Source organism: Planomonospora parontospora, assembly GCA_014647935.1.
GTDB classification, from domain to species: domain Bacteria; phylum Actinomycetota; class Actinomycetes; order Streptosporangiales; family Streptosporangiaceae; genus Planomonospora; species Planomonospora parontospora.
Genome location: BMQD01000009.1, coordinates 1 through 15,960, shown reverse-complemented (window position 1 = coordinate 15,960; position 15,960 = coordinate 1). Strand labels below are relative to the sequence as shown.

Genomic DNA, 15,960 nt, shown 5'->3' with positions numbered 1-15,960 from the left:
AGCGATGATGAGGGGATGGTGTTGAGGATCGACATCGGCGGCCTGCCACCCGGGCGACTGCGGTTCGCCGCATCCCCGCTGGCCGAGCTGACCGCGATGCTGCACGTGTGGCAGCAACCGGGTCCACTTCGCCGCGCCGTCGCCGCTCACCGACGCGACGGCGCGCGAGCGGGCCCTGGATCTGGCTCAGGCCCGCGGCTCGCTTCAGGAGGCCTTCGCGGAACGGCTGCTCGCGGATCCGGCCGCTGTGCGGGCGCGGATACGTGACACCCTCGAATAGTGCGCCGAGGCCTTCTTCGACGCCGCCTGGACGGGCGTCGCCGTGCAGCTCGCCACCGACCTGCGCCTGAAGAACGACCTGCTGAAGCGCCAGGGCATCGAGGCGGCGCTCGCGTCGGTCTCCGGCGCGATCACCCTGGCGCCGGACGGCGACTGCATCATCGTGGACAAGCTGCAGGACAAGGCGACCGCCGCCCCCAGCAGCGGGGTCACCTTCCTCCCCAGCGTCTTCGGCCGCCCGCACCTGGTGGTGGGCCACGCACCCGGGTGGCAGCCGGTGGTGCAGTACCCCATTGCCGAGGCGAGTCCATCGGAGCCGATATCGCTGGAAACGGTCACGCTACGGCTGGAGGCACTCGCACATCCGGTACGGCTGCGGCTGCTGCGCACCCTGGCCCGCGGCCCGCACACCACCGGTGAGCTGGCCCACGCCTGGGAGCTTTCACCCCCGGAGGTCTCCCGCCACCTCGCCGTCCTGCGCCGCGCGGGCCTGCTCACAGCCCGGCGGCACGGTCATTACGTCCGCTGCACCGTCAATCTTCCTGATCTGACGGCGCTGGGGGCCGACCTGCTGGCGGCCGTACTGCGTTGAGCAGCTCCGTTCTGCCGGAATGTGGTCCACGACGTCGGCCGGCACCCCGGATCTCCACACAGTCAATGATCAACACGACCGTCGAGGGTTCCGCCCTCGAACAAGCCCGGCCGCTGGTGGGAGGTCCAAGCTCGCGTCGCAGGGCATGGCGATGCCGACTCCGGGCCGGGTGCTGCGGCCCTGGGAGAGCCGGTCCTTGGGATCACTCAGGTCGAGGTCGTCTCGCTGCTCAGTGCTCGCCTGACGGCCCTATCCGGCCGGTCGCTCTCGAACCCATGCCGGTGGCCGTCTCGATGAAGGCGGACGCCGCACTGCGCCTGCCGCTGTAGTCCTCCGGTTCGAGACTGTCGAGCATGAGGCGGAGATCGGCCAGGCTGATCGCGCAGGTGATTGCGGCCACCGTGCGGCCCTCCTCTTCCGCGGCCGTGCTGCCAGGCCGCGAAGCGTAGTCTCGCGTCCATGAACGACAAGAGCCCGCTCATCACGCACGTCGGCTGGGGCCGGATGGCGGTGGAAGGCATCGGTGAAGGTAAGGACTTCAAGCTCTATCCGGGTGGGGGCCGTCTCTGGGACTGGAAGGAAACCGGCACCGGGCACTCGCCCGGGATCCAGCCCGCCGACGTGCGCGAACTGCTCGACCGAGGCTCTCAGGTCGTCGTGCTGTCCCGCGGCATGCAGCTGATGCTGCAGGTCTGTCCCGAGACGCTCAGCGAGCTGGCGGACAAGGGCATCGAGGTGCACGTGGAAGAGACGATGTCCGCCGTCGGCCGCTACAACGAGCTGGCCGCGGCGTCGGTGGCCGTGGGCGGACTCTTCCACTCGACCTGCTGAGCACGACTCCGGGCGGATGCGACGGTGCCGGCGGGAGGCGGACGCCGGCCTGCAGAGGAGCTCCCGTTCGTCTTCCTTGTCTCCGAACGGGGCGCCGGCACCGTCCTTTCCTTCGCCGGTCCGGTCCGGCAGGCGATCGATGGGATGCCTCAGAGGGGTCGGTCGTCTTCCCGGCACACGGTGGCGTTGACCGGGCGCACGGTTCGACGCCGGCGGTGCCCTCCTCGTGATCGTCCGAGGCCTCCGACCGTGTCATGCCTGCCGGGCACCGGAACCCTGGTCACGGCATGGTGTGCCCACGATGAACGGAGAGCGACCGCCACTGCGGTCGCAATGGACACCGTCGTCTTTCTCTGTGTCACCGACATTAAGTAAAAACGACTGATATATACAGTCTGCGGAGCTTTAGAGCGGAGCGAGGAGCGAGCCTATGGCGGGCGGTGAAGGGCTTGGTGTCGAAGGGCTCGATCGAGTGATCGAGCAGGCGCGGCAGGCACTGGTGTCCGCCCAGGAACCCGGTGACGGTTCGGCTGATAGCGCATCCGGCAGGCTGGGCATGGCGCTCCAGGGGGAGGGTGTGGCGGCCCAAGGGCGGGTGCGGGCCACGGTCGCGCCCGGCGGACGGCTCTCGTCCCTGACGGTCGACCCGCGCCTGATGCGGGCCGGTTCTGAGGAGATGTGCGCGGAGATAGTCAAGGCCGTGAACGCGGCCGTCGACGATCTGCGGGTGAAGGTGACCGAGCAGGCCGGCGCGTCTCCTGACGTGGAGGAGCTGTCGTCGACGTTGCTCACCCTGCAACAGGAATCGGTGCGCCAGATGGAGCAGTTCACCCAGGCGATCAACGACGTCGTCCTGCGGTTCGAGAGGCGCGCATGAGCCCCCGATTCGATGACGTGATGGAGTTGCAGGCGGGAAGCCTGCAGTTCGCGGGCTCGGGCCTGCATGCGGCGATGAAGGACCTGAGCGACCACTGGACGGCGCTGGGCGACGCGTTGAATGCGCTCGAACCCATGGTGGGCGAGGACCTCATCAGCCAACTCATCGGTGCGTCGTACAAGGGGATTCGCGAGACCGCAGATGAGACGCTCCGCTCGGTGGTGAGCGGCCTGCAGAGCCACGGAGCGGGCGTGCATCAGATGGCCGCCAACCGCTCGACCGCGGAACAGCGCGCCATCGCCGCCCTCGGGCCGGAGACCCCGGCATGAGCCTGCAGTTGCCGGGGTGGGCGGCCGCACTGCTCGAAGACCTCGGATACTGGTGGACGAACGCCGACGAGTTGAAACTCGGCCAGGCGGGCACCTTGGTCGTGGACGCCGAGCCGCTGCTCGACGCGGTACGGGATCTCGCACGGGTGTCGGCCGCCAAAGTGTGGAATGACAACGCCGGCGACGGGGTCAACGCTTTCCAGACCGCCTGGGATGCCGACGATGCACCAGATGCCGTGCTCTCCGACGCCACGACCGGCATGCTCGCCGTGGGCGCGGGGCTGTTCGTCTCGGGAGCGATCGTGCGGCCCTCAAGACCCATGTCCTGGTCCAGCTCGCCTCGCTGGCCACCGCGATGATCCGGGCGATCGCCGCCGCGGGGCCGACCCTGGGCGCCTCTCTGCTGCAGATACCGGTGTTCAGGGAACTCACCGGACGGCTGATCGGCCTGCTGATCGCCATGGCCGCCGCCCCGCTCATGGACTGACATGGCGGCGAGAGGGGGAAAGGGGGTATCCCGCGCGGTCGGAGGGTTCTTCGGCAGACTCGGGGCGCGTTTCTTCCGCAGGTCGGGGAGCGCGCAGGCAGCGGCGGCCACGCCCGGTCCCGCGGTGGTGGCGAACGACATCCCGATTCGTTACGACCTGACGGGACCGCAGGCCAGGAACTCGCTGACCAATCTCAGCACCGACAGCCCCACCCGTCTGGACGATTTCCGGCCCGGCTCTGGATTCTCCGGGGTGTACGACCACAGTTCGCGCCGGTTCCTCGCCTATCCGAGCGGCGACTCGACGCTGCGGTCCGGCGCGGTGCCCGAGAACGCGGTGCCGCGCTACGGTGGGCACTACGACGTCAACTCCATCTTCACTCGCGCCACGGGGACGAACCCGGACAGGAGCGTCGGTTTCACCGCGATCCTGCGTGAGGACGGGTCCATCGGTATGCACTGGGTTTCCAGATCGGTCAACGGGGCCAATCCCTCGTTCCAAGGTGTCGAGGTGCCCGAGCATCTGCGAGGGCCGATCATGGAACTCATCCGGCAAACCACCAACCGACAAGTTTGGCCTACTCGGTGAACAGTAACGTGATCAATGGGTTGCCCCTTCCTGAAGCGCTTCTCGCAGCCATGAGTGAGGACCGGTGGACGCCACCGGATTCCGCCGTCCTGGCGGAGGTGTTCGGCGAACAGCCTGAGGAACCCGCTTTTTACTCCCTCGAACAGATGGAATTCGAGAACCGCCACTGGCTGGCGCGTACGGGACCGCTGTTCCTGGGCACGCCCGAACCCGCGCAGCCGCCCGGCGACCTCGATCCCCGTAGCTCGCTCATCATCGGCGACCTGGGACCCGACATGCCGTTCGCGCTCGACTACCGACCCGCCACCGGCCCCACGGTCGTGTACCGCAAGGCCGATGGCAAGTGGGTGATGATCGCCCCTTCGATGGACCGGCTCCTGTCACGCCTGAGGGATTGAGGCCGAGCGCCGGGACGCCGGCGACCGCGTGCCGCGGCTGATGCCGGGACCCTCTCCGGTGAACCGTGCTCGGTCGCCGAGTGCAGCGGCCGCACGTGGAAGTGCACGCCCGTGTCGGGGTCGGCGCCCAGGGCGACCCGGACACGGGCGTGGTCCGACATCTCCTTGTGAAGATCAGCTGTCTGGAAAGAATCCGGTCTATTGTTTCGGCTCCTTCCAGGAGCACGGGGCGGAGCTGCTCCACGGGGTTATCGGTGGGAGTGTTGCGAACTTCGAACGGTCGGGCCCCGATAAGATCACGGATCTACGGTGTGGGATATGTCCTCCTATCCTTTGGGCATGAGGCGATGGATTGGTGTTGTGTTCGCGTTTTCGGCGGTCGTAGGAGTTTCCGGATGTACGCCTGCTGTAGGTGGTTCCGCCGGGTTGACTATTGATTCAGAGGGCCATCCGGTGATCGTCCTGGCATGGTGTGAGGGTGGAGCTCCTGACGGCGTGGCGGTGTACCACGAGGAGGAGCCTTCGGGTGCATCGGCTGCCGATGCGTCGGTCGGAAGCCCTGCCTCCTCGGACATCTCATCGTCCGCCGTGGAGGTCAATGACGCACGCTTCAACGCGCCTCCTCTCGATGGGAAAAGCGCTTCGTTCCGCATCGATGAGCCTTCCGACGGCTGGACGGTGGAGCCGAAACCGTTTGTCATGGTGCCGGGGATCGAGTATCGCGCGTTCGGGAGCACTCGTGACCACGCTTACAGCACTGATAGCGTCTCCTTCGCCAGCGACGATATCGCAAAGCTCAAGCCGGGTATGGTCCTCATCCAGCAGTACGATGAGAAGAAGGACGACTCGGTTGATGTGTTGATCTCCCAAGAGGAGTTCGATCGTCGCGGTCAGGATCCATCTCAGTGCGCGTGAAGCGGGAAGGCTGTGCGGCGCATCAATCAAAAGGAGAGTCGCCGTTGCCTGCCGATGTAGACCATCTGCGGACCGACGTCCATGTGGTGAATGGCGCCGGCAGGCGGAATACATCCGGAGTAAAGGATGATTCATAGCCACTCGAACAGGCGGGAAGCGGTCTGCCTGAGGACCGGTGGGCAGGAATCCGAGTGACCGACTGAGCGACTACGATCCATCCACCGGGGCCGTGTCCCTCCGGGTTTCGCAGAGTTCAGTGGTGAGGTGTCCCAGCGGTGAGCGGTCCCGTGACCGTGTGGGTCTTCCTGGGTGAGGGCGCGCAGTGGCCGTCAGGCGTGTTCCGGACGCGGGAGCGCGCAGAGTCGTGGATCAGGACCGGCGAACTGACGGGGATGCTCACGGAGTACCCCCTCGACACGGGCGTCCACGACTGGGCGATCGAGCACGGCCACTTCCAGCCCCGTGCCGCCCACCAGCAGACTCCCTCGTTCGTCGGGCGCTTCACGACCGCGCAGCAGGAGCACTTCCACTACACCGCTGGGAACCCGGACTGAGGCGTCTGTACCAGAGATCTTGTGGCAAGATCGCGAAATGCTGCGACTCACCGATTTCATCATCGACTGCCCGGACACGATGAAGCTGGCGGCCTTCTACTCTGAGGTGACGGGCCGTCCGATCAAGGAAGGCAGCCACGAGAACTGGGCCGGCATCCGGTTCGGTGAGATCGAGCTGGCCTTCATCCGGGTGGACGACTACCGCGCTCCGCAGTGGCCCGACAGCGAGCACCCCAAGCAGTTCCACCTCGACTTCGAAGTCGACGAGATCGAGTCCGAGCAGCGCCGCATCCTCGACCTCGGCGCGACGCTGCGGCAGGACTTCATCGGCTCCGACGGCTACGGCTGGCGGATCTACACCGACCCGATCGGCCACCCCTTCTGCCTGTGCCGCAACGAGGGCGTCGTCTGGACCGACCAGGGCCCGACCTGGCCCGAGCGCGGCTAGGAGCTGTCCGGGATTCGGATCACGTGGCTGGGGTGATGAGCTTCGGTCACATGACCGAACGGTGCGTCACCGGCTGCCGTCAACAGCCCGGCGGGGAACTCCCGGTCGGCTCGGCCGGTCGCGAGTGCGACCCATCGGTGTGCTTCCGGCCGTCGCCGGACGGCGGGATCGGGCCTTCATCCTGATCGGGAACTGTGCGGCCGGTTCCTCAGCGGCGAACGTTCGGCTGCCGTAGCAGTTCGCGCAGCGCGGCGGGGGACTGGACGCCGGGGACCGGCCGGGCACCGTCGATCACCAGGGAGGGGACTCCGGTGACACCGCACTCGATCGCGCGGCGCCGATCGGCTCGTACGGCATCGGCGTAGCCGTCACCGGTGAGGACGGCGCGCACCTCGTCATCCGCCAAACCGGTCTCGCCGCCCAGCCGCCGCAGGACCTGCGGCTCGGCCACGTTCAGACCTTCGGTGTGATACGCGCGCAACAGGCGCTCCATCATCTGGTCTCCCCGACCGCGATCGGCCGCCAGATGGCACAGCCGGTGCGCGTCGAAGGTGTTCACCGGCCGGGCCAGGTGCAGGTTGAGCTCCAGCCCTTCGGCGGCGCCCGACGAGCGGATCCGCGCGACACGGGCCGCAGCCTGATCACCCCACCACCCGGCCATGGCTTCGGCGGCCGTCGGCCCGGGAGTCCGGCCTCCGTCCGGCGCGAGCTCGTAGCTGCGCCACACGAGCTCCACCCCGGCGCGGTCGGTGATCGTCTCCAGCGCCGCCGCCAAGCGTCTTTTGCCGATGTAGCACCATGGGCACAGCACGTCGGCGTAGATCTCGACCTTCATGAACGTCCTTCCCCCGATCGGCCGCCGCCGGCGGCGGCACTTCACCGATCGAACAGAACCCGGGACCGGGGCTCACCTGATGCTTCTCGTGATCGGTTGCGAGACCCAGGGCCCGCTGGCCCATCCTGCAACCTCGACCACGGTTGAGATCAAGAAGCTTTCCTCCGCCCTGGACGGCGCCCGGCATCCGTGGATCGGAAACGGCGCGTCCCATCGAGGTCCGCCGAAGGGGCCGGCGATGGTGCTCGGGCAGCGGCTTCGCCGAGCGCACGGTGGCCGTTCATGAACCACCGGGCGATGCCGGCCGCGTGGCCCACATCGTCCACACCAGCGAGGAGCGCGGCATCGACGCGGACCTGGTGCGCGCCGCCGGGGCCTGCCGTTCCAGCATCGTGGCCCCGTCGTTGAGTCCGGCTAAACGTCCCTTCGCTGATCGCGCGTTGATTCAGGCCGATGCTGCACGGGATCGTTCACTCACGGAAATGCAATGGGAGGCGTCGCGCGCCGGTGACGCGGATCGACGGCGGCGACGAGCGACCGGAGCGGGACCGGTCGTCGGGACCCGCTCATGCAGAATCGAGAGGGTCACTGCGGCCCGACGGCCCGCGACGAACGGAGAGACACATGTCGTTCCAGGCGTACTTGGACAACATCGAGGACAAGACCGGCCTCACCCCGCGTGAGTTCATCGCGCTGGCGAAGGAGCGCGGTCTCGACGGCCCGTCCGTGAAAGCGGGCGCGATCATCGAGTGGCTGAAGCAGGACTACGACCTCGGACGCGGGCATGCGATGGCGCTGGTGCACGTGATCAAGAAGGGGCCGAAGATCGACGCCAAGCACGTCGGCGGTTCCGGTTCCCACCGCGACGAGTCGGACACGCTCTGGCTGGACGGGAAGAAGAACCGGCCCTGACACGGTTGCCGGCCGCGGGGGCGGGCGGACCGCTGCCCGCTGCCGTCAGCCGGTGCGGTCGAGGCGGCCGCGGTCGTCGTACGACTCGCGGGCGTCGAGCAGTTCGTCCCAGTGCTCCCGCGCCCAGGCGCAGGCGACCGCCATCGGTCCGAGCATGCTGCGGCCGAGGGGGGTCAGCTCGTATTCGACGTGCGGAACGGCGGTGGGGTGGACGGTGCGCTCCACCAGGCCGTCCCGTTCGAGGGAGCGCAGCGATTGCGTGAGGACCTTGGGGGTGACGCGGCTCAGCGGCACGCGGAGCTCGGAGAACCGGCGCGGCCCGTGCTCGAGGCAGCGGATGACGAGCGCCGCCCACTTGTCACCGAACCGGATCGGATTGAGCGAGGACGGGCACAGCTCGTCGAACATGTCGGCGGGCAGGGGTTCCCTCATGGCTTCACCATAACCGGTATCCCAGAGGTAACCGGATCCTCCGATAGCGTCCGCGAAGCGGCCGGGCGGAAGGGTCCCGGCCCTGGTGCGAGGCGGTTCACCATGAACATCGTGATCTTCGGCGCGGGCGGCAGAGCCGGGCGGCAGGCCGTCGCCGAGGCGCGCCGGCGTGGTCACCGGGTCACCGCCGTGGTGCGCGACCCGGAACGCCACAGCGATCTGGCCGGTGTGCGGGTGGTGGCGGGCGACGTCACGGACGAGGCGGGCATAGAGAGTGCGGCGGCGGGGCACGACGCCGCCGTCAGCGCCGCGGCGGACCTGTCCGCGCCGCCGCACGACTTCTTCACCGCGTCGGCCCGTGCCCTGACCGCCGGTCTGGCGAAGGCGGGCGTGCGCCGACTGGTGGTGGTCGGCCTCGCCTCGATCATGCCCGGGGCGTCAGGGGTCCCCCTGATGGACGAGCCCGGCTATCCCGGCGAGTACCGCGACTTCTACCTCGGCCATGCGGCGGGGCTCGCCGTCCTCCGGGACGCCGGCCTCGACTGGGCGTACGTCGCGCCGGCAGGCGACTTCGACCACGGCGGCGCGCGCACCGGCCGCTACCGGATCGCCGCGCACGCGGACCCGGCCGCCAGGATCACCTACGCGGACTTCGCGATCGCGCTGCTCGACGAGATCGAGGCTCCCCGCCACCACCGCGCCGCCGCCGTCGTCCGGGAGGCGTGATGGGCGAGGTCCACGGCAACCCGGGCTCCGGCGAGGTGCACGACAGCCCGGACTTCGGCGAGGTCCACGACAGCCCGGATCCCTGGGTGGCCGAGCACATCCGGCGTTTCCAGGAGACCGGCGGCCGGCCGCGCCCGGGGACGAACGACCTGCTGCTGACGACCCGGGGCCGGAGGACCGGTGAGCTGCGCCGTACCGCGCTGGTCTACGGACGTGACGGCGACCGCTACGTCCTGGTGGCCTCCAACCGCGGCGCGGACCGCCATCCGGCCTGGTACCTGAACCTGCTGGCCGATCCGCGCGTCACCGTGCAGGTCGGTACGGAGGTCTTCACCGCGCGGGCGCGTCCCGCCACCGCAGCGGAACGACCGCGCCTGTGGCGCCTGATGGCGTCGGCCAGGCCGGAGTACGCGGCCTACCGGGAGCGGACCACCCGCGAGATCCCCGTGGTCCTGCTGGAGCGCCTGCCCGGCCGATGACCATGGCGGCCTCGATCCGGGCCGGACGGTCGGGCACGTCCGGCACCGGTACGGCCGGCGGCGTGGCCGGCCGTACCGGGGTGACCTCGGCTCCGCGGTCGCCGGGTGATCCCCTCCGCGGTCACGGGGGTGATCCCCTCCGGCGTTCCTCGGTCCGCACCCCCTTCCGGCCTTCCGCGACGCCGGCCCCCTGTGCCAGCCTGTCGGCATGATCGGAGTTCGGCGGGTGTGGCTGGTCCGGCACGGGCAGAGCGAATCGAACGCCGGGCTGCCGACGGACGGGCCGGGCACGGCCCCGCTCACGGCGCTCGGACGGGAGCAGGCGGAGCGGACGGCCGCGGCCTTCACCGCTCCGCCGGACCTCGTCGTCAGCTCGCCGTTCGTCCGCGCGAGGCAGACCGCCGGGGCGACCGTCGCGCGGTTCCCCGGGGTGCCGTACGAGGAGTGGCCGGTCGAGGAGTTCACCTACCTGGGCGGGCTGCACGGGCCGCAGACGACGAAGGACCAGCGGAGGCCCTTCGCCGACGCCTACTGGGAGCGTGCCGACCCCGCCTACGTCAACGGCGGCGACGGGGAGTCCTTCAGGATGCTGATCACCCGTGCCTGCGCTTTCCTGGACCGGTTGGCCGACCGCCCGGAGGAGGGCCTGATCGCGGTGTTCACCCACGGCCTCTTCATGAAGGCCGTGACCTGGTCGCTGTTCACCGGAACCACAGAGCCCGACGCCGAGGCGATGCGCGGCTTCCGCCGGTTCAACGGGGCATGCGACGTCCCCAACTGCGTCATCACCGAGTTGTGGCGTCCGAGCGGGCCGTACGGGTTCCGCGTCGTCGGCGGCGGGACGGCCCATCTGGGCGAGCTGTCCGGCACCGAGGTCTCTCCCGTGGTCCTGGACTAGCCGGCGGACCGCCGGCGGTCCCTCTTTCCCCGCCTTCCGCCCCCGCAGCCTCTGCCGGCGTCCGGGGAGGCCGACGGCCGGGCACTCCGGCCGGGTGCCCGACGACCGGGAGGCCGCCGGGAACACCTCCGCGATGCCGGTGGGTCATGGACCGGGACCATATTGGATAGCAGTACTATCTCTTGTTGGGTAGTGTTGGTATCCAAAGGAGGGTGAGTTCTGTGACCGTGATCGTCCTTGTCGTATCCGCCCTGGTCTTCCGTCTCTCGGGTGCGCTGCTCGGCGTGGCCCGCTTCGCCACCTGGCGGGTGAGCGCCGCGCACGGCCTGGCCGTCATGCTCGTGATGACGGCCGGTGCCCACTTCGTCCCGCCGGGCGTGACCTTCATGCCGAACCACGCCGACATGGTGGCGATGGTCCCGCCGTTCGTCCCGTTCCCCGCCCTCGTGGTCTACCTGACCGGCGTCCTGGAGCTGGCCGGCGCGGTGGGACTCGTGCTCCCCGCCACTCGCCGGGCGGCCGGGATCTGTCTGGCTCTGCTGTTCGTGCTCATGCTCCCCGCCAACGTCCACGCCGCGCTGGCCGGCGTGACCCTGGCGGGGGAGGCGGCGACACCGCTGTGGCAGCGCGTCCCCGAGCAGATCCTCTACATCGGCGTGGCGCTCTGGGCGGCGGAGGTCGTGGGGGGACGTTCCGCGGGCCGCACGGCCTCCGTGAGCGGTGCGCCCCTCGTGCGGTGAGCACGGCGGGAATGGACGCTGTTGGACCGTATCAATGCTTCTATAGGGTTTGACGTCATGCGTACCCCTCGAATCGCCCTGCTGGCCGGGGCCCTGGTCGGTCTGCTGCTCACCGGCACCGCCCATGCCGGCACCGCCCGCGCCGACTCCGATGCCGCCGGCGCGCCGGTTCCCACCGGCGCCAAGGCGCTGACCCACAACCCGCTGTACCGCACCGGCAAGCTGACGGTGCCCTGCGGCCGCCACCCGGACGACTTCGCCAGCGTCGGCGCCGCCAAGAAGCACCTGACCGCGATGATGGGCTGCATGAACGCCTCGTGGTCCGCGCAGCTGAAGAAGGCCGGCCTGCCGTTCGAGAAGCCGGTGGTCCGGTTCCTGACCACGTCCAACCGCGCGTGCGGGGCGTCCTGGCCCGACAACGTCGCCGGCCTGTACTGCTCCGGTCAGCGGCAGATGGTCATCTGGCTCAACGACTACTCCATCCAGGCTCCGGCCGACCCGGACATCCTGCACGTACTCGCCCACGAGTACGCCCACCACGTGCAGAACCTCACCGGCATAACGGTCGCCGTCGGGCGTACACGACTCCGTACCGAGGCTCAGACCCTGAGCTACATCCGCCGCATAGAGCTGCAGGCCGAGTGCCTGGCGGGGACGTTCCTGGCGAGCATCTGGGCCTCGCAGGAGTACACGGCCGAGGAGTGGGAGGGTGTTGTGAACGTCCTCCGGCACAGCGGCGATGAACTACGTGGTCAGGAGCGCACCCACGGCTCAAGCAAGAATCGGGTCGCCTGGCTGCAGAAGGGGTTCGCCGCCGCCTCCCCGGCCGCGTGCAACACCTGGACCGCGCCGGCGTCCCGCGTCGCCTGACGGCAGGACCTTCCGAGGCGAGGGGCGGGCCCGGTTCCGGTGATCCCGGTACCGGGCTCCGGGCGGCCCGGGGCGGCCGCCGTACCCGGCCGCGACGGGCGCGGGACGCCGGGGCCGGTGGATCGGCCCCGCCCGGCGTGGTGACCGCGAAAGGCGGCCGGAGTGCTGGAGCGGCTGAGCCAGGACCCGGCCGTCCTTCCCTCCGGGAGGTCAGAGGCGTTCCTGGCGGGGCAGGACGACCTCGCGGACGATGAGCAGGACGGCCGCGGCCATCGGGATGCCCAGCAGGGCCCCGACGACGCCGAGCAGGGCGCCGCCGAGCAGGGCGCCGACGATCGTGGCCAGCGGCGGGACGTCCACCGAGCTCTTCATCACCCTCGGCGCGATCAGGTAGTTCTCGACCTGCTGGTAGAGGGTGAAGAAGACGATGCAGACGATGCCCACCGTGGGGGAGACGAAGAACCCGACCAGGGAGGCCACTCCCGCGCCGATGAAGGCGCCGACCAGGGGGATCAGGTCGGTCAGCGCCACGATCAGGGACAGGGCCAGCGCGTACGGCACCTGCATGATGCTCAGGAAGACGAAGGTCGTCACGCCCGCGATCAAGGAGACGATCAGGTTCCCCGCGACGTAGCCGCCGATGCGCTGGATGATCTCGTCACCGAGCAGGCGGGTGCGGGTCCGGCGGGACCGGGGGACCATGCGGTAGCCCATCTCCTTGATCGAGGTGAGCGAGCCGAGGAAGTAGAGCGTGAGGACCAGCACGGTCAGGGAGTTGAAGACCGCGCCGAGCAGGACCGTGCCGAGGCCGAGCACCCCGCCGAACATCTGGGTGCCGAAGTCGCCGCTGGTGACGTACTGCTGGAGTTTCTCCAGCAGTTGGAAGCGCTGGTCCAGGTCGCGGATGAGCGGGTGGTTCTGCAGCTCCTGGACGTACGTCGGGACGTTCTCCACGAACTCGGCGGACTGCGTGGTCAGCGGGGGCACGACCGCCAGGCCGAAGACCGCGAAGACGGTGATGACGCCGAGGAAGACCGTCGTGATCGCGAGCCAGCGCGGCAGGGTGCGGCGCTGGAGCGCCTCGACGGCGGGGTTGAGGCCGACGGCGAGGAAGAGCGAGACCACGATGAGGACCAGCACCGACCCCGCGCTCGCGACGGCCTGCACCAGCCACCACGCGGTGAGCACGCCGAGGGCCGCGGTGAAGCCGAACACGAACGGGTTGCCCCGCATGGAACGGCCGGGCCGTCCGAAGGGGGCGTCGGCCGGCGGAGCGCCGGTGGCGGGCGCCGCGGTGACGCCGTCGGTGGCATCGTCGGTGACGTCGTCGGGGACGGGCGGAGTGGCCGCCGGGACCGGCCCGGAGGGGGGCGCGACGGGCAGCGGGCCCGCCGAGGTGAGGAGCGGTTCGGGAAACGGATCCGGCAGCGGGTCCGCCGCGGACGGGCCCGGTCCGGGAGGGGGGCCGGACGGCACGCCGGATGCGGATGGGCCCGGTCCAGGAGGGGGGGCGGGCGCGCCGGATGCGTCCGGTGGCGTGCCCCCGGGCGTGTCCGGGGCCGTCTCCGGCTGCGGAGCACCGTCGTGGGAGGTGGGTTCGGGCACGTTCCGCTATTGCCCGTTATCGAGAGAAATAGTCGGACAGAAAGCGGGCCGGACCTGGGGAACGGCTCAGCCCATGCTGACGTACCGGCGGGGGCGCAGGGCGTGGCCGCGCAGGGCCGCGAGCGCGGCGGCGCGGCCCGCCGAGGTGAGCTCGCCCCCCGCCCGCAGGCCGAACGCGTCAAGGAGACGGATCAGCCCGGCCAGGGAGGCGTCGATCTCCGACCGGCGCTCCTCCTCGCAACCGATCACGGAGGCCACGCTCTCACGGTCGGCGGGCAGGCCGTCGGCCAGGAGCATGAGCGCCACCTCCCTGGCGGAGACGCCGAGGTCGTGCTCGTGTGAGACGGGCGAGAGCAGGGCGGTCGTCGCGGCCTCCCAGAGCAGCTCCGCGTCGCCGAGCAGGCGCCGCCCGACGGCGGTGGTCACCAGGGCGCGGCCGTCCCGGTCCAGCGCGCCCATCCGCTGGGCGGCCTCCCCCGCCGCAGCCAGTTCGTCGCCGCCCCAGCGACCCGGTTTCCCTGAGGGCGCCGCGAGTACGGCGGGCACGGCGACGGGGGCTCCCGGACCTTCCGGTCCTTCCGGGCCCTTCGTGTCCGCCGGGCCCTTCGTGTCCGCTGGACCCTTCGCGTCCGCCGGGCCCTTCACGTCCTCCGCGGTCGGCGGGTCGGGGACCAGCGGGACGCCTCCGGGCTCCCCGCCCCGGCGCAGCAGCCAGCGCAGCGCCGCCAGGTGTTCTCCGGCCGGAGCCGGGATCGGGGCGTGCAGGCGGACCTCGAAGGGCTGGGCCAGCTCGCGCCAGGCCTCCCCCCGGCCCAGCACCCATCGGTTCAGCCGCTCACCCTGCACCCGGTGCAGCCAGTTGTCCCCGCCCAGTTCGGCCCGGGGAGTGGTCAGCCAGCGGCGGGTCAGGGCCTTGCGGTCGCGGGTGGAGCCGGGTGCGAGCTCACCCGAGACGATGGCCAGCTCCAGGGCGGCCGAGCAGGCGCCGTGGGCACCCAGCTCCTCCGGCCCCATGATCGAGCTCCACCGCAGCTCCGGCACGTCGGGCGGGAGCACCCCGCGGGCGTCCAGCGCCGCCTGGTAGGCGGCGATCCCGGCGTCCTCGCCGGCCCGGGCGTAGGTGCGCAGGATCTGTGCGGTGACGGGGGAGGAGCACAGCGCCGCGTAGCGCTCCAGCCCGCCCAGGCGGAGCAGCCGGCCCAGCGCGCGGGCCGTCGCCGGCCGGTCGCCGGAGACCTTGGTGGGCAGCGTGTACCAGAGGAACTCGCAGACGGCGAGCTCGGTGATCGTCTCCAGCGGCTCACCGCCGCTCAGCCACTCGATCGCACCGCGGGCGTCCTCGGCGCAGTCGGGGTCGGACCGTTCGAGATCGGCGAGGAGCGCGGCCACGTCCGGTGCAGGCATGCCTCGAAGTCTGCCGTATGACGGCCTGCCCTGACGATGAACGTGACGTAGTGGATCGTGCACGTCGCCCACCCTACGAAATCAGCTCTAAGCAACTCGTATGTGGACGGTCAGATCCACCTCTGGAAGAACATCCTCGCGTGCCACTCGGCGTACGGGATGCTCTCCGCGGTGAGCACGGGATAGAGGTACCAGAAATTGAGCAGGGCGAGCAGCACGAACGCCCCGACGATCCCCGCGCCGATCATGCGCCTGGGCTGGGTGAGCGGCACGAACGCCCCGGCGATCCGCACGCCGATCATGCGCTGCCTCGGCGGGGCGTGCACCGGGCCGATGACGAGTCCGGCGGCCAGGACGAGGGCCAGGATCATGAACGGGACCATGGGGATGGCGTAGAACATGAACATGGTGCGGTTGTCGGCCAGGGCGTAGTAGAACCAGGGCAGCCAGCCGGCGGCGTAGGCCAGGAGCACGGCTCCGGCGCGCCAGTCGCGGGTGGCGACGTACCAGGCGACCATGGCGACGAGCGCGGCCAGCCCGCCGTACCAGATGACCGGCGTGCCGACCCCGAGCACGGCCTGGGAGCAGCCGCTGGGGTCGCCGCAGCCGGGTTTGGCCGTCTCGTAGAAGAAGGCGACCGGGCGCAGCAGCAGCGGCCACTCCCACGGCTCGGACTGGTAGTTGTGCGGGGTGGTCAGGCCGGTGTGGAAGCCGAGGACCTGGAAGTGGTAGGCCAGCCAGGAGCGGACGGAGTCGAAGA

At 70.1% G+C, this 15,960-nt stretch carries 24 protein-coding genes and 1 pseudogene; 19 read left to right on the top strand and 6 right to left on the bottom strand.

Annotated elements, in window-relative coordinates; all coding sequences use genetic code 11:
* Positions 1 to 15 precede the first annotated feature (15 nt).
* The 3 genes and pseudogenes from IEZ07_RS35710 to IEZ07_RS35700 all read left to right on the top strand — a co-directional run bounded on the left by IEZ07_RS35710 (position 16) and on the right by IEZ07_RS35700 (position 871).
* Positions 16 to 267, top strand: coding sequence for a DUF5937 family protein (locus IEZ07_RS35710; protein ID WP_239320228.1), 252 nt, complete (start codon positions 16 to 18; stop codon positions 265 to 267).
* Positions 176 to 520: pseudogene (locus IEZ07_RS35705) on the top strand (DUF5937 family protein); the annotation flags it as partial. The gene IEZ07_RS35710 and the pseudogene IEZ07_RS35705, both read left to right, overlap by 92 nt.
* A 6-nt stretch (positions 521 to 526) precedes the next feature.
* Positions 527 to 871, top strand: a complete 345-nt coding sequence (locus tag IEZ07_RS35700; protein WP_307729024.1) for an ArsR/SmtB family transcription factor — start codon at positions 527 to 529, stop codon at positions 869 to 871.
* A 229-nt stretch (positions 872 to 1,100) separates the two neighbouring features.
* On the opposite strand, the gene IEZ07_RS15480 is transcribed toward IEZ07_RS35700, so the two are convergent.
* A complete protein-coding gene (locus IEZ07_RS15480) occupies positions 1,101 to 1,271 on the bottom strand; it encodes a hypothetical protein (RefSeq protein WP_191895395.1) in 171 nt (56 codons plus the stop codon).
* 59 nt (positions 1,272 to 1,330) lie between these two features.
* Here IEZ07_RS15480 and IEZ07_RS15475 point away from each other — a divergent pair, with 59 nt between their 5' ends.
* The 10 genes from IEZ07_RS15475 (at position 1,331) to IEZ07_RS15435 (ending at position 6,299) form a co-directional block, all read left to right on the top strand.
* Positions 1,331 to 1,702: an Mth938-like domain-containing protein gene (locus IEZ07_RS15475; RefSeq protein ID WP_191895394.1), complete on the top strand. Its 372-nt coding sequence runs from the start codon at positions 1,331 to 1,333 to the stop codon at positions 1,700 to 1,702.
* 430 nt (positions 1,703 to 2,132) lie between these two features.
* Positions 2,133 to 2,579, top strand: coding sequence for a YbaB/EbfC family nucleoid-associated protein (locus IEZ07_RS15470; RefSeq protein ID WP_204054447.1), 447 nt, complete (start codon positions 2,133 to 2,135; stop codon positions 2,577 to 2,579).
* 20 nt (positions 2,580 to 2,599) lie between these two features.
* Entirely contained in the window at positions 2,600 to 2,908 is a 309-nt protein-coding gene (locus tag IEZ07_RS15465; RefSeq protein WP_191895393.1) for a hypothetical protein, read from the top strand.
* Positions 2,905 to 3,267 carry a hypothetical protein gene (locus IEZ07_RS15460; protein WP_191895392.1) on the top strand — a complete coding sequence of 121 codons (363 nt, stop codon included), beginning with the start codon at positions 2,905 to 2,907 and terminating at the stop codon, positions 3,265 to 3,267. Before IEZ07_RS15465 ends, IEZ07_RS15460 begins: the two co-directional genes overlap by 4 nt.
* Entirely contained in the window at positions 3,264 to 3,395 is a 132-nt protein-coding gene (locus tag IEZ07_RS35695) for a hypothetical protein (RefSeq protein WP_275413840.1), read from the top strand. The genes IEZ07_RS15460 and IEZ07_RS35695 overlap by 4 nt, the downstream gene beginning before the upstream one ends.
* A gap of 124 nt (positions 3,396 to 3,519) precedes the next feature.
* Positions 3,520 to 3,984: a hypothetical protein gene (locus tag IEZ07_RS15455; RefSeq protein ID WP_191895391.1), complete on the top strand. Its 465-nt coding sequence runs from the start codon at positions 3,520 to 3,522 to the stop codon at positions 3,982 to 3,984.
* Positions 3,981 to 4,382, top strand: coding sequence for an SMI1/KNR4 family protein (locus tag IEZ07_RS15450; RefSeq protein ID WP_191895390.1), 402 nt, complete (start codon positions 3,981 to 3,983; stop codon positions 4,380 to 4,382). The genes IEZ07_RS15455 and IEZ07_RS15450 overlap by 4 nt, the downstream gene beginning before the upstream one ends.
* A 339-nt stretch (positions 4,383 to 4,721) precedes the next feature.
* Positions 4,722 to 5,297, top strand: a complete 576-nt coding sequence (locus IEZ07_RS15445; RefSeq protein ID WP_191895389.1) for a hypothetical protein — start codon at positions 4,722 to 4,724, stop codon at positions 5,295 to 5,297.
* 275 nt (positions 5,298 to 5,572) lie between these two features.
* Positions 5,573 to 5,851: a DUF7710 domain-containing protein gene (locus IEZ07_RS15440; RefSeq protein WP_204054449.1), complete on the top strand. Its 279-nt coding sequence runs from the start codon at positions 5,573 to 5,575 to the stop codon at positions 5,849 to 5,851.
* A gap of 37 nt (positions 5,852 to 5,888) precedes the next feature.
* Positions 5,889 to 6,299 (top strand): VOC family protein, encoded by a 411-nt coding sequence (locus IEZ07_RS15435; RefSeq protein ID WP_191895388.1) that lies wholly within the window; start codon positions 5,889 to 5,891, stop codon positions 6,297 to 6,299.
* 208 nt (positions 6,300 to 6,507) lie between these two features.
* On the opposite strand, the gene IEZ07_RS15430 is transcribed toward IEZ07_RS15435, so the two are convergent.
* Positions 6,508 to 7,134: a DsbA family oxidoreductase gene (locus IEZ07_RS15430; protein WP_191895387.1), complete on the bottom strand. Its 627-nt coding sequence runs from the start codon at positions 7,132 to 7,134 to the stop codon at positions 6,508 to 6,510.
* Positions 7,135 to 7,758: 624 nt separating this feature from the next.
* On the opposite strand from IEZ07_RS15430, the gene IEZ07_RS15425 reads away from it, so the two are divergent.
* Positions 7,759 to 8,046 (top strand): DUF4287 domain-containing protein, encoded by a 288-nt coding sequence (locus IEZ07_RS15425; protein ID WP_068902383.1) that lies wholly within the window; start codon positions 7,759 to 7,761, stop codon positions 8,044 to 8,046.
* Positions 8,047 to 8,091: 45 nt separating this feature from the next.
* Here the strand turns inward: IEZ07_RS15425 and IEZ07_RS15420 are convergent, their stop codons facing one another.
* A complete protein-coding gene (locus tag IEZ07_RS15420) occupies positions 8,092 to 8,478 on the bottom strand; it encodes a winged helix-turn-helix transcriptional regulator (protein ID WP_191895386.1) in 387 nt (128 codons plus the stop codon).
* Positions 8,479 to 8,580: 102 nt separating this feature from the next.
* Between IEZ07_RS15420 and IEZ07_RS15415 the strand changes: the two genes are divergently transcribed.
* From IEZ07_RS15415 to IEZ07_RS15395, 5 genes are all read left to right on the top strand, one after another.
* Entirely contained in the window at positions 8,581 to 9,204 is a 624-nt protein-coding gene (locus IEZ07_RS15415; protein ID WP_191895385.1) for an NAD(P)-dependent oxidoreductase, read from the top strand.
* Positions 9,204 to 9,683: a nitroreductase family deazaflavin-dependent oxidoreductase gene (locus IEZ07_RS15410; RefSeq protein WP_191895384.1), complete on the top strand. Its 480-nt coding sequence runs from the start codon at positions 9,204 to 9,206 to the stop codon at positions 9,681 to 9,683. The genes IEZ07_RS15415 and IEZ07_RS15410 overlap by 1 nt, the downstream gene beginning before the upstream one ends.
* A gap of 208 nt (positions 9,684 to 9,891) precedes the next feature.
* Complete coding sequence (locus IEZ07_RS15405; RefSeq protein ID WP_191895383.1) at positions 9,892 to 10,581, top strand: histidine phosphatase family protein; 690 nt, start codon at positions 9,892 to 9,894, stop codon at positions 10,579 to 10,581.
* Positions 10,582 to 10,793: 212 nt separating this feature from the next.
* On the top strand, positions 10,794 to 11,321 hold the full coding sequence (locus tag IEZ07_RS36440) for a DoxX family protein (protein ID WP_239320231.1): 528 nt from the start codon (positions 10,794 to 10,796) through the stop codon (positions 11,319 to 11,321).
* 57 nt (positions 11,322 to 11,378) lie between these two features.
* Positions 11,379 to 12,191 carry a neutral zinc metallopeptidase gene (locus tag IEZ07_RS15395; RefSeq protein ID WP_191895382.1) on the top strand — a complete coding sequence of 271 codons (813 nt, stop codon included), beginning with the start codon at positions 11,379 to 11,381 and terminating at the stop codon, positions 12,189 to 12,191.
* 210 nt (positions 12,192 to 12,401) lie between these two features.
* Here the strand turns inward: IEZ07_RS15395 and IEZ07_RS15390 are convergent, their stop codons facing one another.
* The 3 genes from IEZ07_RS15390 to IEZ07_RS15380 form a co-directional block, all read right to left on the bottom strand.
* Entirely contained in the window at positions 12,402 to 13,667 is a 1,266-nt protein-coding gene (locus tag IEZ07_RS15390) for an AI-2E family transporter (protein WP_191895381.1), read from the bottom strand.
* Between the two features lie 195 nt (positions 13,668 to 13,862).
* The gene (locus IEZ07_RS15385) at positions 13,863 to 15,200 is read right to left on the bottom strand and encodes a hypothetical protein (RefSeq protein WP_191895380.1); all 1,338 of its coding nucleotides are present in this window, start codon (positions 15,198 to 15,200) and stop codon (positions 13,863 to 13,865) included.
* Positions 15,201 to 15,310: 110 nt separating this feature from the next.
* On the bottom strand, positions 15,311 to 15,960 hold a 650-nt coding region (locus tag IEZ07_RS15380; RefSeq protein WP_507763583.1), incomplete at its 5' end, for a dolichyl-phosphate-mannose--protein mannosyltransferase.

What these genes read in the sequence shown, in the direction of transcription:
- IEZ07_RS15385 (WP_191895380.1), bottom strand. Translation starts at nt 15,200, where the DNA reads ATGCCTGCACCGGACGTGGCCGCGCTCCTCGCCGATCTCGAACGGTCC.
- IEZ07_RS15470 (WP_204054447.1), top strand. Translation starts at nt 2,133, where the DNA reads ATGGCGGGCGGTGAAGGGCTTGGTGTCGAAGGGCTCGATCGAGTGATC.
- IEZ07_RS15410 (WP_191895384.1), top strand. Translation starts at nt 9,204, where the DNA reads ATGGGCGAGGTCCACGGCAACCCGGGCTCCGGCGAGGTGCACGACAGC.
- IEZ07_RS15475 (WP_191895394.1), top strand. Translation starts at nt 1,331, where the DNA reads ATGAACGACAAGAGCCCGCTCATCACGCACGTCGGCTGGGGCCGGATG.
- IEZ07_RS15405 (WP_191895383.1), top strand. Translation starts at nt 9,892, where the DNA reads ATGATCGGAGTTCGGCGGGTGTGGCTGGTCCGGCACGGGCAGAGCGAA.
- IEZ07_RS15435 (WP_191895388.1), top strand. Translation starts at nt 5,889, where the DNA reads ATGCTGCGACTCACCGATTTCATCATCGACTGCCCGGACACGATGAAG.
- IEZ07_RS15395 (WP_191895382.1), top strand. Translation starts at nt 11,379, where the DNA reads ATGCGTACCCCTCGAATCGCCCTGCTGGCCGGGGCCCTGGTCGGTCTG.
- IEZ07_RS15445 (WP_191895389.1), top strand. Translation starts at nt 4,722, where the DNA reads ATGAGGCGATGGATTGGTGTTGTGTTCGCGTTTTCGGCGGTCGTAGGA.
- IEZ07_RS15465 (WP_191895393.1), top strand. Translation starts at nt 2,600, where the DNA reads ATGGAGTTGCAGGCGGGAAGCCTGCAGTTCGCGGGCTCGGGCCTGCAT.
- IEZ07_RS15425 (WP_068902383.1), top strand. Translation starts at nt 7,759, where the DNA reads ATGTCGTTCCAGGCGTACTTGGACAACATCGAGGACAAGACCGGCCTC.
- IEZ07_RS35695 (WP_275413840.1), top strand. Translation starts at nt 3,264, where the DNA reads ATGATCCGGGCGATCGCCGCCGCGGGGCCGACCCTGGGCGCCTCTCTG.
- IEZ07_RS15460 (WP_191895392.1), top strand. Translation starts at nt 2,905, where the DNA reads ATGAGCCTGCAGTTGCCGGGGTGGGCGGCCGCACTGCTCGAAGACCTC.
- IEZ07_RS15420 (WP_191895386.1), bottom strand. Translation starts at nt 8,478, where the DNA reads ATGAGGGAACCCCTGCCCGCCGACATGTTCGACGAGCTGTGCCCGTCC.
- IEZ07_RS15430 (WP_191895387.1), bottom strand. Translation starts at nt 7,134, where the DNA reads ATGAAGGTCGAGATCTACGCCGACGTGCTGTGCCCATGGTGCTACATC.
- IEZ07_RS35710 (WP_239320228.1), top strand. Translation starts at nt 16, where the DNA reads ATGGTGTTGAGGATCGACATCGGCGGCCTGCCACCCGGGCGACTGCGG.
- IEZ07_RS15415 (WP_191895385.1), top strand. Translation starts at nt 8,581, where the DNA reads ATGAACATCGTGATCTTCGGCGCGGGCGGCAGAGCCGGGCGGCAGGCC.